This window comes from Alteriqipengyuania lutimaris, from assembly GCF_003363135.1.
Lineage (GTDB): Bacteria > Pseudomonadota > Alphaproteobacteria > Sphingomonadales > Sphingomonadaceae > Alteriqipengyuania > Alteriqipengyuania lutimaris.
In genome coordinates this window covers 2622783-2647646 of the sequence record NZ_QRBB01000001.1, presented here as the reverse complement: position 1 = coordinate 2647646, position 24864 = coordinate 2622783, and the positions used below count along the sequence as shown (strand labels likewise).

Here is a 24864-nt window from a genome sequence, read left to right as displayed (position 1 = left end):
TTAGTGGGAGGGCGAGACGGAAATACCCGCCTGGACGAAGCTCTTGAGCTTGTTGCGCATGGTGCGCACCGAAATGCCAAGGATCGAGGACGCGGAGGTGCGATTGCCGCCGCACCGCTCCAGCGTGTGGAGGATCAGCTCGCGCTCCACCTCGGCGACTGTGTGACCGACAAGGCCCTGCACAGGCAGACTGCCATCGTGATTCCTCTCCACGGGCTCGAACCGTGCGCCATTGCTGTGAACGAGGGCGTCCGGTCCGATAATGCCGGACCGCGCGAGCAGGGTGGCTCGATGCACGGTTTCTTCCAGCTCGCGGACGTTGCCCGGCCACGAATAGGCATCGAGCACCCTGCATGCCTCCTCGTCGAATTCGCGAGGCGACAGGTCGTAGAGATTGGAGAAATGCGTGGCGAAATGCCGCGCGAGGGCCATGATGTCCTCCCCTCTTTCGCGCAGCGCGGGCAGGCGGACCTCGGCGAGGCCCAGCCGCGCGAGCAGGTCGGCTCGGAACTGGCCCTTGTCGACCAGCGTGCGGATATCGGTGCTCGAACTGGTGATGAGCCGCGCGCCTGGGCAAGCGCTTGCGGAAGCACCATTGCGGCACGTGTCCGCGGCCTGCACGACCTCCAGCAGCCGCGCCTGCAGAGCGGGCACTAGAGCTTCCACGCCGCGCAGGAATATCGTCCCGCCTTCGGCTTCGTCCAATCGTCCCACGCGCCGCGCGACCGCGCCCGGAAACGCGCCGCTTTCATGGCCGAAAAGCTCGGATTCGAGGATTTCGGGCGCGACGCCGTGGCACTCCACGGTCACGAAATGGCCGGGCCGGTCGGAATGCGCGTGGATCAGGCGGGCCATCACTTCCTTGCCGGTGCCCGGCTCGCCGTGGATCAGCATGGGTGCGGCGCTGGTCGCCATCGATTTGGCAAAACCGATCGCTTCGCCGATCGCCTTGCAGGACCCCACCATTTCGAGCGGCGGGCTGGCGACCGACATGATCGCGGCGGCGATCAGATCGCGGTCGGGCGGCAACGGCAGGTAGTCGCGTGCACCGCCGCGCACCGCGGCGACGGCACGTTCGGCGCTCGCGTCGATCCCGCAGGCGATGGTCGGAATGACGATGCGTTCGGCGCGCAGGTTGGCGATGAAACTCCGCACGTCGAGCGCTACGTCGATCATCACGAGGTCGCCGCCTGCGCGGCGAAGGAGATCGAGCGCGGCTGTCTCGTCGTCCGCCATCGTCACGAGCGCGCCGGTTTCGCGCGCCATATGCGCGGCCTGGCGAAAGACCGAGTGCTGCGCGCCGACCAGCGTCATGCGAACGGGGGTGAATAGCGAGGCGCCCATCAGTCGTCTTCGTGCACGATTTCGGTGAGAGTCACGCCCAGCGCGCGGTCGATCAGCACGACCTCGCCGCGGGCGATCAGCCGGTTGCTGACGAAGATGTCGACCGGCTCGCCGACCTTGCGGTCGAGCTCGACGACGCGGCCAGGCGCGATCTGCATCAGTTCGGAAACGGTCATCCGGGCGCGGCCCAGCACTGCCTGCATCTTCACCGGCACTTCGTGCACGGCCTCGAGGCCGAGGGGACCGTCGTCGCCCACATAAGCGGTCAGATCCTCCAGCTCTCCGGAGGGTCCGGCCTCGCCGAGGGTCGGCAGGTCGACGAAGGCGGGTGCGTCGGCAGGAGCTTGCGCCGGAGCGTCGGCCAGCACGTCCTCCGCAATCTCGGTTGCGGCGCTGTCATCTTGCACTTGGGTCATGGAATTCTCCTTCAGGCACTAAGCCACTGGCGCACGACGGCGGCGGACTCGCTGGGGCTGGCGCTGATGGCGTCGCCGATCTTCTTGAGCGCCGAAGCCTTGAGGCTGCCTTCCACCTGCGCGAGGGCGATTTCATCGTCGAGCTGGGGGCCCTTCAGGGCCGGGGTCCCGTCGTTTTCGAGCTGTTCGGGATCGTACTCTTCGCCGTCGCGGGGCTGGGGCGTCAGGTCGATCACGTCCTGTCCGGGGGCGGGCAGAACCCCGGCGAGCGCCGGGTCGGGCTTGGGCTTCAGCATGCGCAGGATGAGCAGGCCGACCGCCGCAATCATCAGCAGCTTGCCGAGATCGAACAGCTGATTGACCGGAAGCTGCGACCACAGGCTCTCGTCGGCATCGGCGATTTCGTCGGGCTGCGCGAAGGCCATGCTTTCCACGATCACGCTGTCGCCGCGCTCCGCATCGTAGCCCACGGCATTCTCGACCAGGCGGGTCAGTCGCTGCACCTGTTCGGCGGGAAGGCCCTGTTCGCCGCCATCGACCATGACCGCCACCGTCAAGCGTGAAACCTTGCCCGGCGCGCGCGTGGTCAGAGTGCGGCGGCTGCTGTTCTGGAAGGTGATATCCTCGGACGTCTCGTTGCGCGCGCTCTCGCGGCTATCGCCGCCGATGCCGCCGACATCCGCCCCTTCGGGCAGCTGCGCGCCGATGGTCACGCCATCGTCGGCGCCCGAGTTCTCGCGGCTCTGATCGCCCGATTCGACCGAGATCTGGCGTGCAATCACCTGTGTGTCGGGATCGAAGATCTGGGCCTCTTCACGCGTCTGGTCGCGATCGATCTCCGCAGAGACCTCGGCACGCACTTTGCCGACGCCCACGATCGGTTCCACCAGTGCCTCGATCTGGCTGCGGATGCGGGCCTCGGTGGCAATCTGGCGCTCGTCCGCCTGGCTTGCACCGGCTTCGCCCGCCTCGCCGGCACGCGCCAGCAGGGCACCGGTCTGGTCGACGATGGAAATCGCTTCGGGAGAAAGTTCGGGCACGGCGGAAGCGACCAGATGGCGGATCGCCTCGACATTGCCCGACGACAGCCGCCCGCGGGTCTTGACGGTCACCGATGCACTCGCCTTGCGCGCTTCGGGCGCGAACAGCGCGCGTTCGGGCATGACGATATGGACGCGGGCATTGGTGATCGATTGAAGCGTCCCGATGGACCGGGCCAGTTCGCCCTCGATCGCGCGCGTCTCGTTCATCTTCTCGCGCGAGGAGGAGACGCCGAAGGCCTGCTGGGTGTCGAGCACCTCGTAGCCGATCGCGCCACCCAACTGCTCACCGGCCATGCTCATCCGCAGTTCGGGCAGCTGGTCTTCGGGGGCCAGCACCGCGGTGCCGTCGCCCGAGAGCGAGAAGGGCACGTTCTGCGCGCGCAGCTTCTCGGTGATCGCCTCGGCCGCGGAAGGGTCGAGATCGGTGTAGAGATAGCCCATCCGGTCGGATGAACCGCCGCTCAGGGCGACGGCTGCCAGCGTGGCGAGCAGCGCCACCGCCACGCCACCCATCAACAGCAGCCGACGTGGTCCGAGCTGTCCGGCAAAGTTGCGCAATGCTTCCAAGGTCGCCCCGTCGAGTTACGCCGGCAATCGGGCCGGCTTCCGGGATCATTATAGGAGGGTTGCGGCCCGGCATTTTCTGCCGGTGGGAAATTATTGCCGGGTGGTCTCGCGCGGACGAAATTCGCTCGATCGGCCCCCGGTTTGCCTCAATTCTGCGACGCGAGCAGCGGGGCGAGTTCGTCGAGCACCGCCTGGCGGCGGCTGGCGGCATCCATGCGTACGCCGCCGCGCTCCCAATTGAGCACCGCGTCGCCCGGTCGAAGTGACGGGTCGGCGGAGACGACGAGACACAGCTTGCGCCGGTCGCGGCACTGGCGAAGCGCGATGCGCGCCTCGATATCGTCGACCAGATCGGGATGGACGGTCACTTCGATTTCCTGCCCGCGCCCGACCTGGGCAAGGGCGCGACCGATCGCCTCGTCGACGGCACCGCCGGGCTCGCGTGCAATGGCACGTCCGGCGAGCGCTTCCGCAGCTACCAGCGCGACCTCGGTCGCATCGGCCTCCGCCTGCACGCGCATCTCGTCGTGCTGCTCCCAAATCTCCTCCAGCGACGCCTGCATCGCGTCGAGCGCGCACAGGATGGCCGCTTCGCGATCGGCTGCGGCGTGATTGCGACCGGCTTCGAAGGCTTCGGAGCGGGTGCGCGCCAGCTCTTCGGCGTGGCCTTGTTCCAGCCGTTCGATCTGGCGGCGCAGGGTCTCCACGTCATGCGCCAGCTCGGACGCATCGGTCTTGCGGCGATACTGCCGCGCCGCTTCGCGCACCGGAAGCGTAAACGTGCGGTCGAAGGCAAACGGGCGCGCCTGGATGTTCTCGTGAAACGACATGATCAGTAGATCATCGATTCATCGGACTTGGGATCGACCAGCACGATCTCTCCGCGATCGGCGAGCGACTTGGCCAGACGGACGAGCGCGGTCTGCGCCTCCTCGCATTCGCGCGCACGGACCGGACCCATGGCGCTCATGTCCTCGCGCAGCATCTTGGCGGCGCGCTCGGTCATCGCACCCATGAACAGCTGACGCATTTCCTCCGGCGCGCCTTTCAGTGCCAGCGCCATCTCGCGCTTGTCGGCATTCTTGACGATCATGGCGATGGATGCGGGCAGCAGGTTGGCCAGATCTTCGAAGGTGAACATCAGCGCGCGAATGCGTTCGGCCGATTCCGGATTGCAGGCCTCGAGTGCCGTGAGCATCTCCTCTTCGGTCGTGCGGTCGAGGGCGTTGAACACTTCGGCCATGACCTCGTGCGGATCGCGTTTCTGCGAGCGCGCCAGATTGGTCATGAATTCGCTTTTCAACGTCTGCTCGATCTCGGCGACGATTTCCTTCTGCACGGGTTCCATCCGCAGCATGCGCTGGATGACGTCGGTTGCGAAGTCGTTCGGTAGTTCGGAAATCACCCTTGCCGCATGTTCGGGTCGCAGCTTGGTCAGGATCACCGAGACCGTCTGCGGATACTCGTTGCGAAGGTATGCGGCGAGGACCGCCTCGTTGACGTTGGACAGCTTGTCCCACATCGTGCGGCCGGAGGGACCCCGGATGTCCTCCATGATCTCCCGGACCTTGTCCTTGTCGAGGATGCCGTTGAGCAGACGCTCGGTCGTTTCGAAGGAGCCGTGCAGCGACGCCATGCTGGAGACTTCGCTGCTGAACTGCACCAGCAGGTGCTCCACCGCGACGGCGGGCAGGCGACCGAGCTGCGAGATCCCCGCGGACAGCTCCTTGATCTCGTCGTTGTTCAGCTGCTCCCAGATGGGCGCTCCGTATTCCTGGCCCAAAGCAAGCATCAGCGCGGCCGCACGCTGCGGTCCGGAAAATTTCTTGAGCTCGGCTGGCTCTACAAGAGTGGCGGCCATGGTGATGTCAGACTCCCCAGGTAAAGAAATGCGCGCGCCCGCCCGCATGTTGGGGGCGCACGTCCTATTATAGAGGCAACACAAGCCGATTGGACGGACGCAGCACGAAGGTGACTCTAAATCTCAACAGCAGCCTGGCGGGCCTCAGCCTGCTGAGCGGAACGAACAGTTTCGCGACCTTCGGGACTGGCTCGCCGGGGTTCGAAACGCTCGCGGTGCGCCGGGCGAAGGCCGCCTTCACCACGCCCGATACGACGCCGCCCTGGAAGCAGCCGGAGCGTAGCAGTTCGCTGTCCTCGCAGGTCTCCGCGATCCGGCGCATGTCCTCCATCGTCGACGCCAATGCCGCAAACACCCGCAAGCTGCCGGTCGATGTGGCGAGCGCCTTCACCACTTACCGCGCTCTCGACCGGCTTCGCGCGCTGGCCGAAGCCGCGGTCGCCGGGCCGACCAGCTCGGTCCGCGAAACGCTGCAGGACGTCTTCGACAAGGGACTGCGCGACCTCGAAGGTTTCGTGGCCTCCGCACCGCGCGAGAAGCTGTCGCTCGCCTTCGACAAGTCCTCCACCACGACGCGCTCGGTCGCGATACAGGAGACAAACCCTGTGGGCGGGATCGCGGGCAAGGGTGTCGCCGAAGCGCGCGATGCGCCGCTTGCTGCGCTTGTCGGCACGGAGCGGTTTGCCGTCACCATCCGCCGCGGCGAGGCGAGCGACACGATCGCCGTCGACCTCACCGGCGGGCCGCAGCCGCCGACGCTCGATTCCATTTCCGCATCGATCAACGATGCGATCGCCGCCGTGCCGCTGCGCGCTCCCGACGGCAGCGTCAATCTCGACGAGAACGGCAATCCGGTGCCGCGCTGGCTGGTCCGTTTCGTACCCGACAAGAGCACCGGCAGCTGGGGCTTCAAGATCGAGAATCCGGGACTGGAAGAGGTTTCCATCGACCAGGTCGGCGCCCCCGACGCGCTGATGGTCGTGACCGGGATAACCGATCCGGAAACGCCGACCTCGGCGCAGGTGATGCGGGTCACCGACCCCGCCGGCACCCCCACTCGTTCGACCCTGACGCAGATCGCAGGACTGGACCGGCTGGCCACCGAACGCGCCACACTGGCTGCGTCCGGCCAGAAGACCATCGAAGGCGTGGAGCCACCCTCCACCGATCGGTTCGCGCCCACATCTGCGCAATCGATCGTAACCGCGCCGGACGGATCGAGCTACGTCGTCGGGACGACGGCGGGCGATCTCGATGCCAATCGCGTGACAGGTTCGCAGGACCTGTTCCTGACCAAGCTGGACAGCGAAGGCCAGGTCGTCTGGCAGCGGCAACTTGGCGCGAGTGAATCGGCGAGCGGTGCGGCCGTCAGCCTCGGCCCGAACGGGCAGATCGTGGTCGCAGGCACCGTCAGCGGCGATTTCGACGGTGCCGATTCCGATGGCGACATGCTGGTTGCCCGGTTCGACGCCGATGGTGCGGAACTGTCTTCCACCCTGGTCCGCGCGGTCGGAAGCGATGCCGCGACGTCCGTCGCCGTTGCCGCTGACGGCACGATCTTCGTCGGTGGTCGCAGCGCCGCCGGTGGCGGCGATGCCTTCATCGCCCGCCTCGACGCCGAAGGCCAGCTGCGCGAGCGGCGCCGGTTCGACAGCGGTGGCAGCGACACGCTGACCGCGCTGGCGATCGGCAGCTCGGGCGAACTGCTGGCGCTGACGAAGGAAGGCGGCGCCGCAACGCTGCGCCGGATCGACAGCACCTCGCTCGCAACCGATCTGGGCTCGATCGCCCTCGGCACCGCCGACGCGACCGTGATTGCGGTCGCGGCAGACGGGACCATCGGGGTGGGCGGCTCGACCTCGGGGGCGGTGACCGGCGACCAGACCAACGCGATGGCGGGCGGCCGCGACGGCTTCGTCGCGCAGATCAGCGCCGATCTTGCGACCAGCCGGGTGACCTATCTGGGTACGGCGAGCAGCGACAGAGTCGACAGTCTCACCTTCATGAACGGCAATCTTTATGCCGGCGGGCGGACCACGGGCGATCTCGGCGGGACGCGGCAGGGCACGAGCGACGGCTTCGTCGCGCGGCTGGACGCCGGCACGGGCGCCATCGCCAATATCCAGCAGTTCGGCCTGACAACCCGCAGCGCCGAGCCGGTCCGCATCGCGGCTGCAGCCAATGGCTCGACGGTCTTGGGCGCACTGGGTCTCAAGCGGGGCCGGCTCGACGATCAGGCCTCCACGCTCCTGACCGCGCAGACGAGCCTGCGCGCAGGCGACCAGTTTTCGATCAAGCTCAATGATGGCGTCGCGCGGCAGATCACCATTGCCGCCGACGAGACCCTGGCATCGCTGTCGCAAAAGGTGAGCCGGATCACGGGCACCAAGGCGACGGTGACGACACCGATCGGCGACGATGGCCGCACGCTCAGCATCAGTGCAAAACCCGGCCAGGCGATCGAGCTGGTTCCGGGAGGAGAGGGACGCGATGCGCTCGCGAAGCTGGGCCTGCCCGCTGCCAAGCTGGTCGCGCCGCCGGCCTATGACAAGGACGCACCCAAGGTGGTGCCGGGCGGAAGTTACGGTCTGGGCCTGACCCATGCGCTCGACATTTCCACCCGCGAGGGCGCGGCGTTTGCCTTGGGAAAGATCAAGAGCGCGATTTCGATGACGCAGACCGCCTACCGTTCCCTGTACTGGGATGCGGGCAAGGCCGCGATCGTCAATGGCGGCGCCGCCTCCACCGGTGGGGCATCGCCCCGCCAGCTGGCGCAGATCGCGCAATATCAGGATGCGCTAGCCCGCATCAGCAGCCTTACCGTCGGTTACAATAGCGGCGGCTTCTTCTAGGAATTCGAGCGAGGGAGCTTGGTATGAGTGACATGAGTCCAGCCCTTATGCGCGGCATCGGGGTCGCCATGCGACATCTTTCCGATCGCCAGCAGGTGATCGCGCAGAACATCGCCAATGGCGATACGCCCGGCTACAAGGCCCGCGAAGTCGAAGCGCCCAGCTTTGCGGGGCTGGTCGATGCGAACGGCGCGACCCGCGTTGCGCGGCCCACGGTCCGGATCAGTGCGGAAATGCGCGCATTGGGCGCAAGCCAACAGACCTCGGGTGCGATCGTCCTCGATCAGAACACGGTCGAGACGAAGCCCGACGGCAACAATGTGACGCTGGAAGAGCAGGTGCTGAAACTGGGTGCGGTGCAATCGGAATTCGCCGCAATGACCAACCTCTACCGCAAGCAGATGCAGATGATGAAGATCGCCACCGGACGCGGCGGCAACGGCTAGTCCCGGCAGACGGGACACCAAAAAAAGGGGGCGGCCGCTTCATGCGATCGCCCCCCTTTTCGTAGGACCTGAGAAAGGCCGCTCGGTCAGAGCTGCGTGTTGACCGAGATGGGGCTGGTGCCCTCGCGCAGCATCATCGATCCGCTGCCGAGATAGCTGCACCCCGCATTGCCGGTAAGCCGACGGGCTTCGGCCGCGACCGCTTCGATGAGATCGTTCGACAGGGTCAGTTGGCGATCGACCACAGCGACATTCGAGATCGCCGCATCGCGCAGCGTGGCCATCGCTTGCGACAGGGCCGCATCCTGATCTTCGTCCAGATCGTCCATCCACGCCGGGACCTCGCGATTGAGCCGCACGATCTCGGCTTCGAGCTGCGCCACCAGGCGACGCTTGGCTGCAACCAGTTCCTCGTGGTCCGCAAGGCGGCCCCGTTCGCCAAGCGCATCGGTCTCCTCGGTCATCAACGAGGCGAGCGAGTTGGCGGTATCGAGCATGCTATCGATCATTGCGATCCCTCCTGCATTCTGATCATCTGTTCCATGACGGCCGGGGCGAGACCCACGCCGCCGGTCCGGGCGATTTCGCCGCCCAGTTTTTCCGCAAGTATCCCGCGGAAGATCTGCTCCGCATGGCCGCCGGAAAACTCGTCGCCCAGGTCGACGCTTTCGAGCATCAGCTTGGACATTTCGCCGAGGAAGACGGCTTCGAATTCCTCTGCCGTTTTCGCGATATCGGTGCGCGAGGCGCCGGATGGATCGGGCGCCGATGGCAGAGCCGTCGGGCTCGGCAAGGGCGCCGTCAGTGCGTTCGTCATTGGAGCGTGATCTCCGCTTGCAGTGCGCCTGCGCCCTTGAGCGCATGGAGGATGGTGATGAGGTCGCGCGGCGAGACGCCCAGGCGGTTGAGACCGTCGACCAGCGCGCGCAGCGAGGTCCCGTTTTCCAGCAGGGCGAGCGAGGCACCGCTGCCATCGTCGACCGCGATCTGGGTGCGCGGCACCACGGTCGTCTCCCCGTCGGAAAACGGCGCCGGTTGCGATACGATCGGGCTCTCGGTGACGCTGATCGTGAGGCCACCCTGGGCGATCGCCACCGGGCTGATCCTGACATCGGCGGTCATCACCACGGTCCCGGCGGCCTCGTTCACGACGATCCGCGCGACCTGGTCGACCTCGATCGGGAGATTCTCGATCTCGGGCAGCAGTTCGACGAGCGATCCGGTGAAGCCGGGGCTCGCGCGCAGTTCGACGGTCGCGGGGTCGAGCATCTGCGCCGCGGCGGGGAAGCGCTGGTTGATCGCCTGGGCGACGCGCTTGGCGGTGGTGAAGTCGGGGTTCTTGAGCGCCAGCTTCAGGCTGTCGGCGCCGTAGAGGGCATAGGGCACCTCGCGCTCCACGATCGCACCGCCGGCAATGCGCGCGGAGGTCGAAACTCCGCGGCTGATGCTCGCGCCCGCGCCCTGCGCCTTGAAGCCCGATACCGCGAGAGGTCCCTGCGCGACTGCGAAAATCTCGCCGTTCAGGGCGCGCAGCGGTGATATAAGCAGCGTGCCGCCCTGGAGGCTGGTGGCATCGCCCATCGCGGACACCTGCACGTCGATCCGCGAACCGGCGCGGGCGAAGGGCGGCAGGGTTGCCGTGACCGAGACGGCCGCGACGTTCTTGGTACGCAATTGCGTGTCGCGCACGCTCACGCCCATGCGTTCGAGCATGGCCTGCAGCGATTCCTCGGTGAAGGGGACATTGCGGGTCCGGTCTCCGGTGCCCGCAAGGCCGACGACGAGGCCGTAACCGACCAGCTGGTTGGAGCGGACGTTCTCGACATCGACGATGTCCTTGATCCGCGAGCCGGCCTGAGCCTGCACGGGCCCTGCAAAAAGCAGGGCGAAGACAGTGACGAAGATTGTCACGATGCGCATATTATCGATTCCGATTACCGCAATGGCTTCCTTTTCTTATAGAATAGGAAGGTAGGAGAATTGCACTTCGGTAGGAGTTTATCGTGCAGATCAGCGCGCTGTTGCCTGCCCCGGCCATACTTGCGGGGTTCGCCCGCAAGTCCCCGACGTTCAGCGTCGGGGAAGAGCCGGACGCGCCCAGCGCGAATGTGCCGCAGCAACCTGCCGTGCAGCCTGGCCAGCCGCTGGGTTCGGTGCAGATGCTGGTGACGCTTGCCGCCTACGATCCGGATCGCGAACGGAGGCGACAGATGGCCGAGCAGGGATCGGACGGTCTCGACGAACTGGAAGCTTTGCAGGTGGAACTCGTCGCCGGTGCGCCGACGCCCGAACGGCTCGAGCAACTGGCCGAGTGGGTCGCACAGGTCGAACAGCCTGCCGATCCGGTGCTTGCCGAAATTCTCGCCGAGATCGAACTGCGCGTGCGCGTCGAGCTGGCGAAATTCGATATCGAGGTCTAGCGGCCGCCACCGGCAAATACCGGGCGGCGGCGGGGCTTATCCAGCCCGCCTCGCGAGCTTCATCACGTAGGATATGATTTCGGCCACGGCGAGGTAGTGCTCCGCCGGGATCGGCTGATCGAGCTTCGCGCTCGCGTGCAGCGCACGGGCAAGCGGCGGTTTCTCGATGATCGGGACGTTGTTTTCCGTCGCAATCTCGCGGATCTTGAGCGCGACCGCATCGACGCCCTTTGCGACCACGACCGGGGCGGCCATCGCGCCGTGATCATATTGCAGCGCGACCGCGTAGTGCGTCGGGTTGACGATCACCACGCTGGCCTGCGGCACCTTGGACATCATCCGGCGCTTGGCGCGCTCCATGCCGATCGCGCGCACCTTGGCCTTGATCAGCGGGTCGCCTTCGGAGTCCTTGTGCTCGTCCTTGATCTCTTTGAGAGACATGCGCATTTTCTTTATGAAGGCACGGCGCTGGTAGACGAAATCGAACAGGGCCAGCGCGGCGACCAGCATCATCGCCGCCTTCACCATCCGGAAGACCAGGTCCGCCGCGACCTTGCCGACCGCGTGCGCCGGCGCGCCGACCAGCGTTTCGATCCCGCGCGCGTGCGGCCACACCACGATCAGCGCGACCCCGGCGACGAGGCCGAACTTGGCCAGCGTCTTGGCGAATTCCACCAGCCCCTGCTTGCCGAACATGCGCTTGAGACCGGAAAGCGGGGACAGCTTGTTCCATTTGATCTTCAGGCGCGCCCACGCCAGCGTCGGTTTGCCCTGCAGGAACAGCGTGAGCAGTGCGAAGGCCATCAGCATCGCGAGCAGCGGGCCGAGTGCCAGCCCGGCCTGACCCATCAGCGTGGAGGCGAACGTCATCCCGCTGCCGCGCACGTCGAGACCGTTCGCTCCGCCCCAAAGGCCGACGAAGATCGTCAGCATTCGCGACACCGTCCATGCTCCCATGCCGCCCATCACCACGACCGCGGCGAGGAACATGCTGGCATGGCGCATCTCCGGCGCGCTCGCGACCTCGCCTTTCTTGCGCGCGTCCTCGAGCTTCTTGTCGGTTGGGTCGTGCGTCTTCTCGCCGGTATCGCTCTCCGCCATCGGTCAGACCCAGCCCTGCTGCAACCAGTCGGTCATCGCCATCGCGAAGCCGGTCAGCACCGCACCCAGCGTGGCGGCGAAGAGCGCCAGACCCAGCAGGATGTTGAGCGGCTGGGCGATGAAGAAGACCTGGATGGTCGGTGCGAGCCGCGCGGCGAGGCCGAGCGCGACATTGAACACGATGCCGTAAACCACCAGCGGTGCGGCGAGCGAGAAGCCCAGTTCCATCGAACGCGTGGTGGTGGCGATGGCGAGCTGCGCGAAATCGGCGGCAGGCGGCAGGCCGCCCACGGGGAAGACCTGATAGCTGTTCACCATCGCCGCGATCCACAGGTGATGGATGCCCAGCGAAAGGCACACCACCGCCGCCGCCACACTCACCAGCTTGGCCATCACTGGCAGCTGGCCGCCTAGCGCGGCGTCGGGCATGACCGCAGAGGTAAGGCCAGTCTGCAGGCTGATGATCGACCCGGCGATGGTGATCGCGAGAAACATGATCCGCACGACCGTGCCGAGCGCCAGCCCGACCAGCAGCTCCATCAAGATCAGCGCTGCTAGGGCCACGTTGTCTTCGGAGGCGGGCACCTGCGGGCCAAGCATCCCATAGAGCGCGAGCGAGACACCCGCCGCGATCAGCAGGCGGATCCGTCCGGGCACCGCATCGTCGGAGAAGACCGGTAGCACCATCATCACGCCGCCGAGGCGGGCGAAGAGGACGAGGAAGCCCGAAACCTGCGCTGGCAGATCCTCCAGCATCTCAGCCCGCCACGATCCGGTCGGATACTTGCGCCATGAAATTGCCCATCGCATCGCCGATCATCGGCAGGCACATCAGCAGGACGAAGCCCATCACGAACAGCTTGGGCACGAAGGTGAGCGTCATCTCCTGGATCTGCGTGAGCGCCTGGAACAGGCCGATCGCCACGCCGATCACCAGCGAGGTGAGCAGCATGGGGCCGCTGATCGTGAGGATCACGATCAGCGCCGCATGGGCGATCTGGATGGCGTCGGTCGCATTCATGGCGCTTGCCTCCCCCCCGGGGTCGCTAGATCTGCATCCGCATGATCTCGCCGTATGCGCCGACCACGCGGTCGCGCACGGCGACCACCGTATCGAGGGCGGTTTCAGCCGCGCCGATCGCGGTGACGACGTCGATCAGATCGCCCTTGCCGGCGACCTGGCGGATACTCGCCTGTTCGGCCGCATGCAGCTTGGTCGAGGTATCGGCGACGAGCCCGGAGACCAGATCGCCGAAGCTGCCGTCCTCGCCACCTGCGGCGGGCGGGCCGGACATTCCGCCGGACTTCGCAGCGGGAATCCCGCCAAGGCCGGTCTTGTAGGCGGTGGCCGCGTCGTAAGCACTGATGGACATCTGGGGGTTCCTTACTTGAGCAGGTCGATGGTGCGCATCGTCAGGCTGCGGGCCGCTTCGATGGCGTTGAGGTTGGCTTCGTACGAACGCTGGGCGGACTTCATGTCCGCACTTTCCACCAGCGAATTGACGTTGGGCATTTTGACGTAACCGTCGGCATCTGCCGCCGGATTGCCGGGCTGGTGCACCCGCTTGAAGTCGGACCGGTCGGCGGCGATGCCGGTGATTTCGACCGTCGTCGCGCCGTTTTCGCGGTCCATCGCCGCCTTGAAGGTCGGCACCTTGCGCCGGTAGGGATCGCCGCCCGGCGTATCGGCGACCGAATTGGCATTCGCCAGATTCTCGGCAATCACGCGCATGCGCAGCGACTGGGCGCGAAGGCCGGCTGCGGAAACTCCAATGGAATTATCAAGAGACATTAGGGGGCCCTGGTTGTGATGCGCCGCACGGCGCGGACAGATTACTGATAGGAAAATATTGCCTAGCTGGGGCCGGGGGGGCGGACTTTTCTTCCTAGAATGGCAGCAAGGAGATTGCCGCCATGTCCGTACTCAACGACGTTCCGGTCGATTGCACCATCGCCCTCGGGTCGACGATGCTGCCGATCAAGCAGATCCTCAAGCTGTCGCGCGGGGCAACCATCCCGCTCGACTGCAACGAGGACGATCCCACGCTGATCTACATCAACGGCCAGCTGATCGCGAAGGGGCAGATCCTTGTCGATGGCGACAAGATGCTCATGGAAATCACCACTCTCGTGAAGCCGGGACGCTAGGCATGGATGCCATCGTCCTCATTCGCACGCTGGGCGCGCTGGCGCTCCTGCTGGGTGTGCTTACCGGCGCGCTGTGGGCCGTGCGGCGGTTCGACCTGCGCCTGCCCGGCGCGATGGTCCGCCATCCCGAGCGGCGCCTCGAACTTGTCGAGCGGCTGGGGATCGACCAGCGCCGTTCGGCCGTGCTGATCCGGCGCGACGACCGCGAGCATCTCGTGATCATCTCCCCCGAAGGCCAGATCGTGGTCGAGACGCAGCCATGCCGCGAGCCCCGCGCCGAAACGGCAGCCTGCACGAGCGCTGCCCCATCCAGGCGGTCGCTCCCCAAATCTTTCACCGCGCTCCTCGACCGGAGCCTGTCTGAACCGACCGAACCGGGCGCTGAGAGCCCCCCTTCGAAGCGAAAGCACTGAGATGACGATCCGCCATTTCCTGCGCGCCGCAACCGGCGCGGCCTTGCTGGTGCTCCCCACCCATGCGCTGGCGCAGAGCGCCACCATCGACCTGGGAAGCGGAGGCTCGATGTCGGGCAGCGTCATCCAGCTGGTGCTGATGCTGACGGTGCTGAGCCTGGCGCCGGGCATCCTGATGACGGTCACGTCGTTCACCCGCATCGTCGTCGCCCTTTCGCTGCTGCGCACGGGGATCGGCGCGCCGGGCGTGCCGCCCAATCCGGTGATCATCAGCCTAGCGCTGTTCCTGTCGTTCTTCGTCATGGCACCGACCTTCGAAACGGCGTGGGAGCAGGGCGTGACGCCTTACACCGAGGGCGAAATCGCGGAGGAAGAGGCGTTCGAACGAACCGCGGCACCTTTCCGCGAATTCATGCTCGGCCAGGTGAACGAAAGCGACCTGCAGCTCTTCGTCGAACTTTCCGGCAAGCCGGCTGCAAGCCGCGAAGAGCTTGCGCTGTCGACGCTGGTGCCCGCCTTCATGATCTCGGAACTGCGGCGCGGGTTCGAAATCGGCTTCCTGTTGCTGCTGCCTTTCCTGATCATCGATCTTGCGGTCTCCGCCGTGCTGATGGCGATGGGGATGATGATGCTGCCTCCGCCCACGATCTCATTGCCGATGAAGATCGTGTTCTTCGTGCTGGTCGATGGCTGGGCGCTGGTCGCGGGGTCGCTGGTCAACAGCTTCGGAGGCGGCTGAAGGGCATGGCCTGAGGCAGGTCGAACGCGGCAAGATGCGCCGCGGGGGGAGGGGTGGGGGCGGCAGGTGCCGCAAGGACGGCCGTGCCGGCGAAGCGGTGATCGGGGGCCTCCAGCCATTGGGCGAAGGCCGCAAAGTCGGGCCGCGTGACGAAGGTGAGCCCCGATCGGTTGCCGGTGGTCCATCGACCGGCGCATGCCAGCGGCATGAGGCCTGGTATGGCGAGAGTGCCTTCGAGATCACGCGGGAAGCTCGCGTTGCTTTCCACCCGGCAGCCGCCCAGCGAGATGTCGATCACGCGCATCTTCTCCAGCCGGCTACCGCTCTGGAAATGAGCCACGACCGAGGCCTTGAAACGCGGGCTCCGCGTCGCCACCCGCGCACCCGACGGCCCGACCGGCGGCAGAAGCAGTGCCTCGGAATCGACACTGGCGGCAAAAGCGATGCCGGCCGAGTGGAAGCCGGTCCACGCGACCCGACCTTCGATGCGCTGGGCGTTTCGCGCCTCGACCGTTACCCGTTCGCCTTCTTCGAGCGCGAGGCACGTATCGATCCGCATACCACCCGCAGACACGTTACGGATCCGGCAGATCGCGTCGCTGCCGCCGCGCCAGATGCGTCCGAGCATCAGGAGAGCGACTGTGCGTTCATGGCGGGGGAGCGGTGCGCGCACCGGCATGGCGTCGGTCTCGAAAGACGACGCGCCGAGCAGGTGGTGCGGAACCGCAGTGATTGGTTCGCGGGTCATGTCAGGCAGGCGTCGCACTGGCGATGGCGACGGCACTTACCGTGCCCTTGTCGAATGCGACATCGGCTGCTTCCTGCACGATCGCCCGGAAAACCTCGAGCGTGGGCAGGGTGCCGTCTGGCCCGCTGGCCATCGGCTCGCGATAGGTGCGCATGTTGATCTCGTGGAGCAGCAGCGGGAGGTGGGCGGTCACATCCTCCGCCTCCTCTTCGGGTACCTGCAGCGCGAGTTTGAACGAAACATACCCGGCGAGGCGCTGCCCATCGGGCAGTACAAGCGGCGCGATGACATTTTCCACCTCGACAAGGGTGGTCGCAGCCTCTCCGTCTTCGGCACTGCTCGCGGCACTGCCGCCTGCAGGGCCGAGGAGCGTGGCGGTGGCGTAGGATGCACCGCCGCCAACGCCCACGCCGCCTATCAGCAGCGCAATCGGCAGGATCATCTGTTTGATACCGGGCATTGGTTTTCCCCGTCGGAACTGGAGTGCGCTAGAATTCGAAACTGGTGTCGGGCGGTAGGGCCGAGCCTTCGGCCTTGATGATGATCGCGATCCGACGGTTTTCGGCACGCATCGGCTGGTCGGGATAGACCGGGCGCGTGCTCGCCATCGCAGCGACCTGCGTGAAGCGATCGGTGGCGAGACCGGCGCCCTGCATGATCCGGCGCGCGGCCTGCGCGCGTTCGCCCGAAAGCTTCCAGTTCGCCTCGCCAAGGCCGCCGCCGGCGTCGGTATGCCCTTCGATCGAGACGCTCGCCCCGGTCCCGGCGACCAGCCGCGCGATCCGCGTCAGGAGGGTGGCGGCATAGGCATTGGGTTCGCCCGAAGCGCCCTTGAACATGGGGCGCTTGGCGGTGTCCATCAGGCTGATGGTCAGCGTGTCCGCATTCTCTTCCATCTTCACGTTTTCGGCATCCCGGCTGTCGGGCGTGCTGTCGATCGCGAGACGCAGTTCCTGGGCCAGCACGCGTAGTGCCGCATCGGGCACGTTCGCACTCCCGCCGCGGGCCGAGCCGACGGTCGCGGCTTCCATGGCCGGGGTGCCGGAGGTGCGCGGGTCGCTCGAATTCGCCGCACGATTATTGCCGGATCCCGTCGACGAACCGACAGTACCCGGACCGATCGAGCCCTCTTCGGCGGGCGAGAAATACTCGGCCAGTCCCTGGAGCATCTCCTTGTCGGGGTTCGCGGTCAGCCACAGCAGCATGAAGAACGCCATCATCGCGGTGACGAAGTCGGCATAGGCGACCTTCCAGGCGCCGCCATGGTGGCCGCCACCGACGACCTTCTTCACCCGCCGGATGACGATGGGGCGATCCGAGACGCTGGTCGCCACGGTCAGTTGGTCCTGGTAGCCGCGCGCAGGCGATCCTGCAGCGCTTCGAGGCAGACGCCGTCGATCGCCTGGTGTGAGTGAATGCCCGAAGCGAGGCGGTCGAGCAGCCGGGCACTCTCGCCGGTCCTCTGGATCACGAGATCGAACGACTGCAGGCGATGGATGTGCTTGAGCGCGAGCTCCTCGTCGGAGACTAGCACCGCAGCGAGCTCTTCCACCAGCAGTCCGACCTGGCGAATTTCTTCGGCGATGGCGCGGCAGAGTTCGGCGGTGTGGTTTTCGAGAGTGTTCATGATCGATCCTGGAACGGCAGAGAGGTGTTCGAGCTCAGAACAGCTCGACGTCGTTGGTGGCGATGCGTTGCGGCCGCTGCTCGGGCGGCGCGTCGTTGACCTTGTTCGACCGCACCTTGCCCGCAAACGGCAGGAATTCGACCTTGCGCGCACTTGTCCCGCCAAGGTCGCAATGCCTGATCTGCAAGCCTTCCGTTTCCATGAAGCGGCGGGCGAAGGCGGCGTTGCTGCTGCCGATCGAACCGAGCCCGGCGATGATATTGGCACCGCCGTAGAGATGGCCGCAAAGCCTTTCTCGCACCGCACCGGCCTGCATCATCGCGTTGATGAGCAGTTCCATCGCGTGCACGCCGTAGCGTTGCATTTCCTCGGGCTGGAGGTTGTGCCCGGCGCTCGGTTCGCCGAGGAGGAAATGATTCATGCCGCCGATGCGGGCCACGGAATCGTGCAGGCACACGGCCACACACGATCCCAGGACCGTCGTCAGCATGACATCGGGCTCTCCGAGCACGCGATGTTCGCCCTGGATGATGGAGATGCGTCGCATGGGCTCAGGACAGAGCCCCGAAGACGCGCTCGATCTTCTCCTTGAGAGCAGCGGGCGTGAAGGGCTTCACGACGTAGTTGTTGACGCCCATCTCGGCGGCTTTCTGGACGATCTCCTTCTCTGCCGAGGCGGTCAGCATGATGAAGACCGTCTTGCCGATCACCGCGTCCTTGCGCACTTCCTGCAGGAACTGGAGCCCGTCCATTTCGGGCATGTTGTAGTCCGAGATGATCAGGTGGACGCGGTTCGCGCGCACATCGTCGAGCGCTTCGGACGCGCTCGCCTTGTCGCGCACGTCGCGGAAGCCCAGATCCTGAAGCGTGCGGCGGATCATCGCACGCATGCTGGTCTGGTCGTCGACCACCATTACCTTGATTGCGGCCGCTGCCGGCATAACCGATCCCCTTACTTGCTGCGACAGGCGCCGATGATCGCCATCGGCATCGCAGACAGACTTATTTCTCTTTCCACCGCGCCCATCGCGGCCGCCGCACGCGGCATGCCGTAGACGACGCAGGACTGGGCATCCTGACCGAAGGTCCTGGCGCCCGCTTCACGCATGGCCAGCAGGCCCGCCGCGCCGTCTTCGCCCATGCCCGTCAGGATCACGCCCAGGGCGGTGCGACCGAGCGGTGCGAGCGATCGGAACAGCATGTCGACCGAGGGACGGTGGCCGGTTTCCCGGTCACCTTCGACAAGACGGACGGTCCGGCCGGAGAGCACCATGTGGCGCTCGCCCCCAGGAGCAATATAGACGGTTCCGCGCTCGATCGGCGCGCGATCGAATGCTTCGACGACTTTCATTGCGCACGAGCCGTCGAGCCGCCGCGCAAGGCTGCTGGTAAAGGCCGGAGGCATATGCTGGACGACGAGTACCGGCGGGGCATCCGCGGGAAGCGAGGGCAGGATCGCGAACAGCGCATCGACACCGCCGGTGGACGAACCAATGGCGATCACGCGATCCGCGAAGAACGCATTTCCGGCGGCAGGCGCAGGCGCGGGAGCGGTGGGGCCGCGCGACAGCCGGACCTGAGAGCGGGCGGCAGCCTTGACCTTTTCGCACAGTTCCGCGGCGGCTTGCGCCATGTCTCCGCTCGATCCATTCGGCTTGGCCACGAAGTCCACTGCGCCCAGACGCAGCGCTTCGATGGTCACCTCGGCCGCGCGGGTCGTGAGCGAGGAACACATCACGACCGGCGTCGGGCGCAGCCGCATGATCTTCTCGAGGAAGGATAGGCCGTCCATGCCGGGCATCTCGACGTCGAGCGTGACCACGTCGGGATCGAGCTCGCGCATCATCTGGCGCGCGGCGTGCGGCTCGGGTGCGGCGCCGACCACCTCGATATCGGGATCGGCGTTGAGAGCGGAGCACAGCATGGCGCGCATCGCCGCGCTGTCGTCGACCACCAGCGTGCGTACGGGGGGCGTCATCGGGTACTCCCTTCCTTGCGATAGATGGTCTGCCCGCACGGAGTGAGCACCTCGGCACCGGGGCCGATCAGGCGTTCCGAATGGCCGATATACAGGTACCCGCCGGGCCGCAGGAGCCGCGCGAAGCGGGCGATCAGGTCGGAGGTCGCAGCGTCGTCGAAGTAGATCATGACGTTGCGGCAGAAGATGACGTCATATTGCTGGCGCATCGGCCATTCGCCGAACAGGTTGAGCTCGCGCGCGGTGACGAGGCGCCGCGCATCGTCGACGACCGCAAAATCGGCGCCCTCCTGGCGCAGCCACTGGCGCCGATATTCTTCGGGAATCGGCTTGACCGTGGCCTCGGAATAGACCGCGCGGGCCGCCGTGGCGACGACGCGGGCCGACAGGTCGGTCGCGAGGACCCTGACGTTGGCATCGAGCGCCCAGCGCGCTTCGGATCGCGACTTGCCGAGCATGCACATGACCAGCGAGTAGACCTCTTCCCCGCTCGAGCTTCCGGCCGACCAGAGCCTGACGGCCTCGCCCGCGCGGGCGCGGCCATGCAGTTCGCCGAGGACGAATTCCCTGAAATGGTCGAAGTGGTGTGACTCGCGAAAGAAGTGCGTGTGGTTCGTGGTCAATGCCTCGACCATCGTCGCGCGTTCTTCGGCGTCCTTTTCGACCAGTGCCAGGTAATCGCGGAAGGTCGCCATCCCGCGCTCTCGCAGGCGGCGGCTCAGGCGCGAGAACACGAGCGTCGCCTTCGTGGGCGGAAGCGCAATGCGCGCCTCGCGGTCCACGATGGCAGCGACCTTTGCGAAATCGCGCTGATCGAGCCGGGCTTCCTCGGGCGCGAATGCGGGAGGCTGGCCGACGGGAGAGAGCGCGGGCATCATCAGGCGGCCAGGTCCAGGTGCCGGGTGGGGCTGAGCTTGTCGAGGTCGAGCAGCGAGACCATGATCAGGTCCTTCTGGTCCGAGCTTTCCTTGCTGCGCTGGCCGATCTCGACCAGCCCGCGGATCACGCTGGTTTCGGTCACTTCGACCTCGGGAGCCGGCTGGACGGCGCTGTCGGCGACCGACACGATGTCGGCCACTTCGTCGACCAGGAAGCCGGCGTGCTTGCCTTCGATATTGACCACCAGGATGCACGAGCGTGCGTGCAGCACGCTGGGCTCCCAGCCCAGACGCTCGGCCAGGCCGACCACGGGCACGACATGGCCGCGCAGGTTGGTGACGCCCTTGATGTACGGCGGGACGCTCGGGAGCGGGGTGGGGTCTTCCCACTCGCGGATCTCGATCAGCGCCGACATGTCGATGCCGAAAGTCTGCTTGCCGAGGAGGAAGGTGACGATCTTGCGCTCGGTGTCCTCGCCATACTCGGCTTCGTTGGCTGCTACGGGGGCATCGGTGATCGACGTGAGATCGGCGGTTTCATTGGGGGTCATGCTGCCATTCCTTTCAGGACGAATTTGCTGGGAGAGTTGGCGGAGGCGACGAGCGCCTCGATATCGAGGATCAGCGCGATCGAGCCGTCGCCGAGGATGGTGGCGCCGCCGAGACCGCGGATCGGGTAGAGGTTCTGGTCGAGGCTCTTGATCACGACTTCACGGCGGTCTTCGATCGTATCGACCATCAGGCCCACGTTGCCCGCATCGGTCTCGACGATGATGACGACGCTGTCCTCGTCCTCCCGATCGGCGGGCGGCAGCTGGAAGAGTTCGGACAGGCGCTTCACGGGCACGTAGGTGCCGCGCATGTCGATGACTTCCGAACTGTTGGCGACCGGTCGCATCTGCCCCGGCTCGGGCTGGACCGTCTCGACCACGTTGGACAGCGGCAGGACGTAACGCTGGCCGCACAGGCGCACGACCATGCCGTCGAGGATCGCCAGCGTCAGCGGCAGGATCATCGTGAAGGTCGTGCCCTTGCCGGGCACCGACGTGATCTCGATCCGTCCGCCGAGCGCCTCGACATTGCTGCGCACGACGTCCATGCCGACACCGCGCCCGGAAATGGACGAGATCGTTTCGGCGGTGGAGAAGCCGGGGGCGCAGATGAGATTGTCGATCTCTTCGTCGCTCAGCGTGGCGTCGGGGGCAACGATACCTTTCTCGACCGCCTTGGCGAGTACGCGTTCGCGATCGATCCCACGCCCGTCGTCGGCCACGCGCAGGAAGATGCGCGCACCCTTCTGCTCGGCGGAGAGTTGCAGGTTGCCTTGCGCAGACTTGCCCTTCGCGACACGCTCTTCCGTGCTTTCGATACCGTGATCGACGGCGTTGCGGATCATGTGGGTCAGCGGTTCGCCGATCTTTTCGATCACGCTCTTGTCGACTTCGGTCGCCTCGCCCGACACTTCGAGCACGACGTCCTTGTTGGTGGCCGAGCACAGTTCGCGCAGCATCCGCGGCACGCGCGAGAAAGCTTGGCGAATGGGCTGCGCGCGCAGCGACATCACGTTGTCCTGGATCTCGCGCGTCAGGCGGGCGAGCTCGGGCAGTTCGACCCGCTGCTGGTCCGCCGAAGACAGGCGGTCCGCGAGGATCGAGTTGCGGATCACGAGCTCGCCCACGAGGTTGAGCAGCATGTCCAGCTTCGACACGTCGACGCGAATGTTCTGCGGCGGCTCGATCGCCTTGGCCTCCGCCGGCGGGGCGGGCGGTGCGGCTTTCGCGGCGGCCGCAGGCGGAGTGTTCTCGACCGGCGGCGCGCTGGGGGCAGCATCGCTCGCGGCGGAGCCTTCCTTTGCTTCGGGCTCCGGCTGCTGCTCGGGCTCGCTCTCCTTTGTGGACGGCGCGACGCCTTCGACAATATCGATTCCTGAATCGGGCGCGACGAAATCGAACGCTTCCTCGATGTCGGAGCGTGTCACGGTGGCAGGCGCGCTGACGAACCAGGTGAAGTAGGCGGCTTCGGGATCGAGCTCGCGCAGCGGCGGCAGCGGCGCGGTTTCCACGCCGACGACTTCGCCGCCCATCCGCTCGAGTTCGCGCAGGACCAGCAGGGGCTCGCTGCCATTGGCCATCGCATCGCGCGAGGGTGCGAAGCGGATCGACCAGCCGGCATCTGCTGCGCTGTCTTGCGCGTCGCCATCGCCCAGATCCATGAACGCATCGGGTTCCTGGTCGAGATCTTCGATATCCACGACCACGGGCATGAAGCCGAACTCGTCCGCTTCGCCTTCGGCCGCGGGGGCGCTCGCTTCGGGCGCGGCGGCTGCATCTTCTGCAGGCGCGTCGCCCGACCCTTCGGCAAGCAGCGCTTCGAGCGTGGCCAGCATTGCGGCATCGTCCGGCACGGCCACGAAGCCCTGCGCCGCCTGCACGTGATCCGAAAGCACGTCGAAGGCCAGCAGCATGTTCTTGCAGATGTGGGCGTTAGGCTCGATCCGGCCTGCGCGCACTTCGTCGAGCAGATTCTCGAAGATGTGCGAGAAGCTCTGCAGCGCCTCGTGCCCGAAGGCGCCCGCGCCACCCTTGATCGAATGGACCGCGCGGAACACGCCCGCGATCACGTCGGCCGAGGTGTCGCCGTCGGCCATCGTGCTCAGGCCGGCTTCGGCGACTGCGAGGCCTTCGTTGCATTCTTCGAAGAAGATTGCCTGGATGTCGTCGAGATCGTCGCTCATGGGCACACCTTGCGGATTGCCGCCCCCAGTTTGTCGGGATCGAAAGGCTTGGTGATCCAGCCGGTCGCGCCCGCGCTGCGAGCCCGCGCCTTCTTCTCGTCGGAGAATTCGGTCGACAGGACGAGGATCGGGGTTCCACGGAATTGCGGCATGCTACGAACCGCTTCGATCAGTTCGAAGCCGTCCATCTTTGGCATGTTGATATCGGTGATCAGCAGGTCGGGAGCGACCTCGCTCATGCGCGAGAGGCCGTGCTCGCCGTCATCTGCGGTTTCGATGTGAAATCCCTGCTTGGTCAGCGATGCCTTCAGGAGCATTCGCATGCTCGCGGAATCATCGACAGTCAGAATGCGCTTGGTCACGCGACAACTCCTTCAGGATCCAGGCCGATCTGATCGGTCAGTCGGCATCGTTCGACGCGGTCGCAAAAAGCCGCGCTGGGGCTTGCGAAAGTCAGCGGTCGGCCGGCGGCGCGCGCTTCCGCCTGTGCGGCGACGAGCAGTTGCAGGACGGCCTGTCCGGCGTTCTCCACCTCGCTGGCGTCGATCTGCGCCGGCTCGGGCCGGTCGAGGATCATCACCAGCTGCACCCGCAGATCCTCGGCGGAGGCGGTGGTGCCGTTGGCGGGCAGCTTGAGAAGCGGTTTCGCTTCCCCCTGCTGGTCAGGCGGGTTGGGCGTTGAATTCATTGTTCGCCTCTTCAAGTGCAGTCTCGAGCTGTTGGAAGGAGGGCGCGTAACTCGAAGGGGTCATGCGCCGTGCGATTTCGATGGCGACCTGCGTAGGCAGGCCCTGGGCGTGGCCGATGATCGCGGTCTTCGCGATGGTGAACGGCTTGGAGTCGGACTCGATCGTCTCGAGGAGCTTGGCGGCCAGCGGTCCGACGAAGCAGTAGGAGAGCAGAACGCCGAGGAAGGTCCCGACCAGGGCACCGCCGATCATGCCCCCCAGAATTTCGGTCGGCTGGTCGATCGAACCCATGGTCTTGATCACGCCGAGCACGGCGGCGACGATGCCGATGGCGGGCAGGCCGTCGGCCATCACCTGAAGCGCGTGCTGCGGCTCCAGTTCCTCGTGGTGATGCCGGTCGATGTCGTTCTCCATGGCTTCGGTCATCTGGTTGGGGTCTTCGAAATCGACCGTCATCATGCGCAGGTAGTCGCAGATGAACTCCACCAGGTGATGGTCGGCGAGGATTCGCGGATAGCGGTTGAAGAGATGGCTCTCTTCCGGATTGTCGAGATGCGGCTCGATCGCGGTCGCGCCCCCCTTGCGGAAGGTGTTGAGCAGGGTGAACAGCATGGTCAGGAGATCGCGGTAATCGCTCTCCTTCCACTTCGGCCCCTTGAAGGAGCGCACGATCCCCTTGCCCGCCTTCTTCACCACGGACATCGAATTGGCGACGAGGAACGCGCCGATCGCCGCACCGGCGATAGCCATCATCTCATACGGCAGCGCATGAGAAATAATGTCCATCTTGCCGCCCGCCAGAATAAAACTGCCGAACACGCAAGCGAGGATCAGAATAAGGCCGATACCATTGATCATGG

The 24864-nt window shown here is 65.9% G+C and carries 32 protein-coding genes; 6 read left to right on the top strand and 26 right to left on the bottom strand.

The annotated features are described in order from the left end of the window. From DL238_RS12765 to DL238_RS12745, 5 genes are all read right to left on the bottom strand, one after another. The gene (locus DL238_RS12765) at positions 1–1344 is read right to left on the bottom strand and encodes a sigma-54-dependent transcriptional regulator (RefSeq protein WP_115492610.1); all 1344 of its coding nucleotides are present in this window, start codon (positions 1342–1344) and stop codon (positions 1–3) included. Continuing rightward, positions 1344–1760 carry a flagellar motor switch protein FliN gene (gene fliN / locus DL238_RS12760; protein ID WP_115492609.1) on the bottom strand — a complete coding sequence of 139 codons (417 nt, stop codon included), beginning with the start codon at positions 1758–1760 and terminating at the stop codon, positions 1344–1346. The genes DL238_RS12765 and fliN overlap by 1 nt, the downstream gene beginning before the upstream one ends. A gap of 11 nt (positions 1761–1771) precedes the next feature. Then, entirely contained in the window at positions 1772–3316 is a 1545-nt protein-coding gene (gene fliF, locus DL238_RS12755) for a flagellar basal-body MS-ring/collar protein FliF (RefSeq protein ID WP_181883915.1), read from the bottom strand. Positions 3317–3516: 200 nt separating this feature from the next. Further along, positions 3517–4200, bottom strand: coding sequence for a FliH/SctL family protein (locus DL238_RS12750; protein WP_115492607.1), 684 nt, complete (start codon positions 4198–4200; stop codon positions 3517–3519). A 2-nt stretch (positions 4201–4202) separates the two neighbouring features. Further along, positions 4203–5231: a flagellar motor switch protein FliG gene (locus DL238_RS12745; RefSeq protein ID WP_115492606.1), complete on the bottom strand. Its 1029-nt coding sequence runs from the start codon at positions 5229–5231 to the stop codon at positions 4203–4205. Positions 5232–5341: 110 nt separating this feature from the next. Here DL238_RS12745 and DL238_RS16175 point away from each other — a divergent pair, with 110 nt between their 5' ends. Both DL238_RS16175 and DL238_RS12740 read left to right on the top strand, forming a co-directional pair. Beyond that, positions 5342–8083 (top strand): hypothetical protein, encoded by a 2742-nt coding sequence (locus tag DL238_RS16175; protein WP_234031067.1) that lies wholly within the window; start codon positions 5342–5344, stop codon positions 8081–8083. A 23-nt stretch (positions 8084–8106) separates the two neighbouring features. After that, a complete protein-coding gene (locus DL238_RS12740) occupies positions 8107–8529 on the top strand; it encodes a flagellar basal body protein (RefSeq protein WP_181883914.1) in 423 nt (140 codons plus the stop codon). Positions 8530–8615: 86 nt separating this feature from the next. Here the strand turns inward: DL238_RS12740 and DL238_RS12735 are convergent, their stop codons facing one another. From DL238_RS12735 to DL238_RS12725, 3 genes are read right to left on the bottom strand one after another with little or no spacing between them, the layout of a single operon-like run. Further along, positions 8616–9038 carry a flagellar protein FlgN gene (locus DL238_RS12735; RefSeq protein WP_115492605.1) on the bottom strand — a complete coding sequence of 141 codons (423 nt, stop codon included), beginning with the start codon at positions 9036–9038 and terminating at the stop codon, positions 8616–8618. Next, entirely contained in the window at positions 9035–9346 is a 312-nt protein-coding gene (locus DL238_RS12730) for a rod-binding protein (protein WP_115492604.1), read from the bottom strand. Before DL238_RS12730 ends, DL238_RS12735 begins: the two co-directional genes overlap by 4 nt. Continuing rightward, positions 9343–10449: a flagellar basal body P-ring protein FlgI gene (locus tag DL238_RS12725; protein ID WP_115492603.1), complete on the bottom strand. Its 1107-nt coding sequence runs from the start codon at positions 10447–10449 to the stop codon at positions 9343–9345. Before DL238_RS12725 ends, DL238_RS12730 begins: the two co-directional genes overlap by 4 nt. An 83-nt stretch (positions 10450–10532) precedes the next feature. On the opposite strand from DL238_RS12725, the gene DL238_RS12720 reads away from it, so the two are divergent. After that, positions 10533–10949, top strand: a complete 417-nt coding sequence (locus tag DL238_RS12720; RefSeq protein ID WP_181883913.1) for a flagellar assembly protein FliX — start codon at positions 10533–10535, stop codon at positions 10947–10949. A gap of 36 nt (positions 10950–10985) precedes the next feature. On the opposite strand, the gene flhB is transcribed toward DL238_RS12720, so the two are convergent. From flhB to flgC, 5 genes are read right to left on the bottom strand one after another with little or no spacing between them, the layout of a single operon-like run. Further along, positions 10986–12050, bottom strand: coding sequence for a flagellar biosynthesis protein FlhB (gene flhB / locus DL238_RS12715; RefSeq protein ID WP_115492601.1), 1065 nt, complete (start codon positions 12048–12050; stop codon positions 10986–10988). Between the two features lie 3 nt (positions 12051–12053). Next, positions 12054–12806: a flagellar biosynthetic protein FliR gene (fliR, locus tag DL238_RS12710; RefSeq protein WP_115492600.1), complete on the bottom strand. Its 753-nt coding sequence runs from the start codon at positions 12804–12806 to the stop codon at positions 12054–12056. A gap of 1 nt (position 12807) precedes the next feature. Then, complete coding sequence (locus DL238_RS12705) at positions 12808–13071, bottom strand: flagellar biosynthetic protein FliQ (protein WP_115492599.1); 264 nt, start codon at positions 13069–13071, stop codon at positions 12808–12810. Positions 13072–13096: 25 nt separating this feature from the next. Then, a complete protein-coding gene (locus DL238_RS12700; RefSeq protein ID WP_115492598.1) occupies positions 13097–13423 on the bottom strand; it encodes a flagellar hook-basal body complex protein FliE in 327 nt (108 codons plus the stop codon). An 11-nt stretch (positions 13424–13434) separates the two neighbouring features. Beyond that, the gene (gene flgC / locus DL238_RS12695; RefSeq protein ID WP_115492597.1) at positions 13435–13842 is read right to left on the bottom strand and encodes a flagellar basal body rod protein FlgC; all 408 of its coding nucleotides are present in this window, start codon (positions 13840–13842) and stop codon (positions 13435–13437) included. Between the two features lie 122 nt (positions 13843–13964). Between flgC and DL238_RS12690 the strand changes: the two genes are divergently transcribed. Genes DL238_RS12690 through fliP form a run of 3 tightly spaced genes read left to right on the top strand, consistent with a single transcriptional unit; the run spans position 13965 to position 15350 of the window. Further along, the gene (locus DL238_RS12690) at positions 13965–14198 is read left to right on the top strand and encodes a FliM/FliN family flagellar motor switch protein (RefSeq protein WP_115492596.1); all 234 of its coding nucleotides are present in this window, start codon (positions 13965–13967) and stop codon (positions 14196–14198) included. 2 nt (positions 14199–14200) lie between these two features. After that, positions 14201–14611 (top strand): flagellar biosynthetic protein FliO, encoded by a 411-nt coding sequence (locus tag DL238_RS12685; RefSeq protein WP_115492595.1) that lies wholly within the window; start codon positions 14201–14203, stop codon positions 14609–14611. A gap of 1 nt (position 14612) precedes the next feature. Then, the gene (fliP, locus tag DL238_RS12680) at positions 14613–15350 is read left to right on the top strand and encodes a flagellar type III secretion system pore protein FliP (RefSeq protein ID WP_115492594.1); all 738 of its coding nucleotides are present in this window, start codon (positions 14613–14615) and stop codon (positions 15348–15350) included. Here the strand turns inward: fliP and DL238_RS12675 are convergent. From DL238_RS12675 to motA, 13 genes are read right to left on the bottom strand one after another with little or no spacing between them, the layout of a single operon-like run. Then, complete coding sequence (locus tag DL238_RS12675) at positions 15328–16098, bottom strand: PilZ domain-containing protein (RefSeq protein ID WP_115492593.1); 771 nt, start codon at positions 16096–16098, stop codon at positions 15328–15330. The two genes, fliP and DL238_RS12675, sit on opposite strands and share 23 nt — an antisense overlap. Position 16099: 1 nt before the next feature. Further along, positions 16100–16558: a hypothetical protein gene (locus DL238_RS12670; RefSeq protein WP_199801313.1), complete on the bottom strand. Its 459-nt coding sequence runs from the start codon at positions 16556–16558 to the stop codon at positions 16100–16102. A gap of 28 nt (positions 16559–16586) precedes the next feature. Then, positions 16587–17432 carry a flagellar motor protein MotB gene (locus DL238_RS12665; protein ID WP_115492592.1) on the bottom strand — a complete coding sequence of 282 codons (846 nt, stop codon included), beginning with the start codon at positions 17430–17432 and terminating at the stop codon, positions 16587–16589. Between the two features lie 2 nt (positions 17433–17434). After that, a complete protein-coding gene (locus DL238_RS12660) occupies positions 17435–17725 on the bottom strand; it encodes a hypothetical protein (protein ID WP_115492591.1) in 291 nt (96 codons plus the stop codon). 34 nt (positions 17726–17759) lie between these two features. Then, positions 17760–18272, bottom strand: coding sequence for a chemotaxis protein CheD (locus tag DL238_RS12655; protein WP_115492590.1), 513 nt, complete (start codon positions 18270–18272; stop codon positions 17760–17762). A gap of 4 nt (positions 18273–18276) precedes the next feature. Continuing rightward, positions 18277–18666: a response regulator gene (locus tag DL238_RS12650; protein WP_181883912.1), complete on the bottom strand. Its 390-nt coding sequence runs from the start codon at positions 18664–18666 to the stop codon at positions 18277–18279. An 11-nt stretch (positions 18667–18677) separates the two neighbouring features. Further along, positions 18678–19703 carry a protein-glutamate methylesterase/protein-glutamine glutaminase gene (locus DL238_RS12645; protein WP_115492589.1) on the bottom strand — a complete coding sequence of 342 codons (1026 nt, stop codon included), beginning with the start codon at positions 19701–19703 and terminating at the stop codon, positions 18678–18680. Beyond that, the gene (locus DL238_RS12640; RefSeq protein WP_325048443.1) at positions 19700–20578 is read right to left on the bottom strand and encodes a CheR family methyltransferase; all 879 of its coding nucleotides are present in this window, start codon (positions 20576–20578) and stop codon (positions 19700–19702) included. The genes DL238_RS12645 and DL238_RS12640 overlap by 4 nt, the downstream gene beginning before the upstream one ends. A 2-nt stretch (positions 20579–20580) precedes the next feature. Then, a complete protein-coding gene (locus DL238_RS12635) occupies positions 20581–21132 on the bottom strand; it encodes a chemotaxis protein CheW (protein ID WP_115492587.1) in 552 nt (183 codons plus the stop codon). Next, complete coding sequence (locus DL238_RS12630; RefSeq protein WP_115492586.1) at positions 21129–23315, bottom strand: chemotaxis protein CheA; 2187 nt, start codon at positions 23313–23315, stop codon at positions 21129–21131. The genes DL238_RS12635 and DL238_RS12630 overlap by 4 nt, the downstream gene beginning before the upstream one ends. Next, positions 23312–23677, bottom strand: a complete 366-nt coding sequence (locus DL238_RS12625) for a response regulator (protein ID WP_115492585.1) — start codon at positions 23675–23677, stop codon at positions 23312–23314. Before DL238_RS12625 ends, DL238_RS12630 begins: the two co-directional genes overlap by 4 nt. Then, on the bottom strand, positions 23674–24003 hold the full coding sequence (locus DL238_RS12620; RefSeq protein WP_115492584.1) for an STAS domain-containing protein: 330 nt from the start codon (positions 24001–24003) through the stop codon (positions 23674–23676). The genes DL238_RS12625 and DL238_RS12620 overlap by 4 nt, the downstream gene beginning before the upstream one ends. Beyond that, a complete protein-coding gene (motA, locus tag DL238_RS12615; RefSeq protein ID WP_115492583.1) occupies positions 23978–24862 on the bottom strand; it encodes a flagellar motor stator protein MotA in 885 nt (294 codons plus the stop codon). Before motA ends, DL238_RS12620 begins: the two co-directional genes overlap by 26 nt. Between the last annotated feature and the right edge of the window lie 2 nt (positions 24863–24864).

Bases quoted from the DNA above. Each gene is read 5' to 3' on its own strand.
- DL238_RS12765 (WP_115492610.1), bottom strand. From the start codon at position 1,344: ATGGGCGCCTCGCTATTCACCCCCGTTCGCATGACGCTGGTCGGCGCG.
- fliN (WP_115492609.1), bottom strand. From the start codon at position 1,760: ATGACCCAAGTGCAAGATGACAGCGCCGCAACCGAGATTGCGGAGGAC.
- fliF (WP_181883915.1), bottom strand. From the start codon at position 3,316: ATGGGTGGCGTGGCGGTGGCGCTGCTCGCCACGCTGGCAGCCGTCGCC.
- DL238_RS12750 (WP_115492607.1), bottom strand. From the start codon at position 4,200: ATGTCGTTTCACGAGAACATCCAGGCGCGCCCGTTTGCCTTCGACCGC.
- DL238_RS12745 (WP_115492606.1), bottom strand. From the start codon at position 5,231: ATGGCCGCCACTCTTGTAGAGCCAGCCGAGCTCAAGAAATTTTCCGGA.
- DL238_RS12740 (WP_181883914.1), top strand. From the start codon at position 8,107: ATGAGTGACATGAGTCCAGCCCTTATGCGCGGCATCGGGGTCGCCATG.
- DL238_RS12735 (WP_115492605.1), bottom strand. From the start codon at position 9,038: ATGATCGATAGCATGCTCGATACCGCCAACTCGCTCGCCTCGTTGATG.
- DL238_RS12730 (WP_115492604.1), bottom strand. From the start codon at position 9,346: ATGACGAACGCACTGACGGCGCCCTTGCCGAGCCCGACGGCTCTGCCA.
- DL238_RS12725 (WP_115492603.1), bottom strand. From the start codon at position 10,449: ATGCGCATCGTGACAATCTTCGTCACTGTCTTCGCCCTGCTTTTTGCA.
- flhB (WP_115492601.1), bottom strand. From the start codon at position 12,050: ATGGCGGAGAGCGATACCGGCGAGAAGACGCACGACCCAACCGACAAG.
- fliR (WP_115492600.1), bottom strand. From the start codon at position 12,806: ATGCTGGAGGATCTGCCAGCGCAGGTTTCGGGCTTCCTCGTCCTCTTC.
- DL238_RS12705 (WP_115492599.1), bottom strand. From the start codon at position 13,071: ATGAATGCGACCGACGCCATCCAGATCGCCCATGCGGCGCTGATCGTG.
- DL238_RS12700 (WP_115492598.1), bottom strand. From the start codon at position 13,423: ATGTCCATCAGTGCTTACGACGCGGCCACCGCCTACAAGACCGGCCTT.
- flgC (WP_115492597.1), bottom strand. From the start codon at position 13,842: ATGTCTCTTGATAATTCCATTGGAGTTTCCGCAGCCGGCCTTCGCGCC.
- DL238_RS12690 (WP_115492596.1), top strand. From the start codon at position 13,965: ATGTCCGTACTCAACGACGTTCCGGTCGATTGCACCATCGCCCTCGGG.
- DL238_RS12685 (WP_115492595.1), top strand. From the start codon at position 14,201: ATGGATGCCATCGTCCTCATTCGCACGCTGGGCGCGCTGGCGCTCCTG.
- fliP (WP_115492594.1), top strand. From the start codon at position 14,613: ATGACGATCCGCCATTTCCTGCGCGCCGCAACCGGCGCGGCCTTGCTG.
- DL238_RS12675 (WP_115492593.1), bottom strand. From the start codon at position 16,098: ATGACCCGCGAACCAATCACTGCGGTTCCGCACCACCTGCTCGGCGCG.
- DL238_RS12670 (WP_199801313.1), bottom strand. From the start codon at position 16,558: ATGCCCGGTATCAAACAGATGATCCTGCCGATTGCGCTGCTGATAGGC.
- DL238_RS12660 (WP_115492591.1), bottom strand. From the start codon at position 17,725: ATGAACACTCTCGAAAACCACACCGCCGAACTCTGCCGCGCCATCGCC.
- DL238_RS12655 (WP_115492590.1), bottom strand. From the start codon at position 18,272: ATGCGACGCATCTCCATCATCCAGGGCGAACATCGCGTGCTCGGAGAG.
- DL238_RS12650 (WP_181883912.1), bottom strand. From the start codon at position 18,666: ATGCCGGCAGCGGCCGCAATCAAGGTAATGGTGGTCGACGACCAGACC.
- DL238_RS12645 (WP_115492589.1), bottom strand. From the start codon at position 19,703: ATGACGCCCCCCGTACGCACGCTGGTGGTCGACGACAGCGCGGCGATG.
- DL238_RS12640 (WP_325048443.1), bottom strand. From the start codon at position 20,578: ATGCCCGCGCTCTCTCCCGTCGGCCAGCCTCCCGCATTCGCGCCCGAG.
- DL238_RS12635 (WP_115492587.1), bottom strand. From the start codon at position 21,132: ATGACCCCCAATGAAACCGCCGATCTCACGTCGATCACCGATGCCCCC.
- DL238_RS12630 (WP_115492586.1), bottom strand. From the start codon at position 23,315: ATGAGCGACGATCTCGACGACATCCAGGCAATCTTCTTCGAAGAATGC.
- DL238_RS12620 (WP_115492584.1), bottom strand. From the start codon at position 24,003: ATGAATTCAACGCCCAACCCGCCTGACCAGCAGGGGGAAGCGAAACCG.
- motA (WP_115492583.1), bottom strand. From the start codon at position 24,862: ATGATCAATGGTATCGGCCTTATTCTGATCCTCGCTTGCGTGTTCGGC.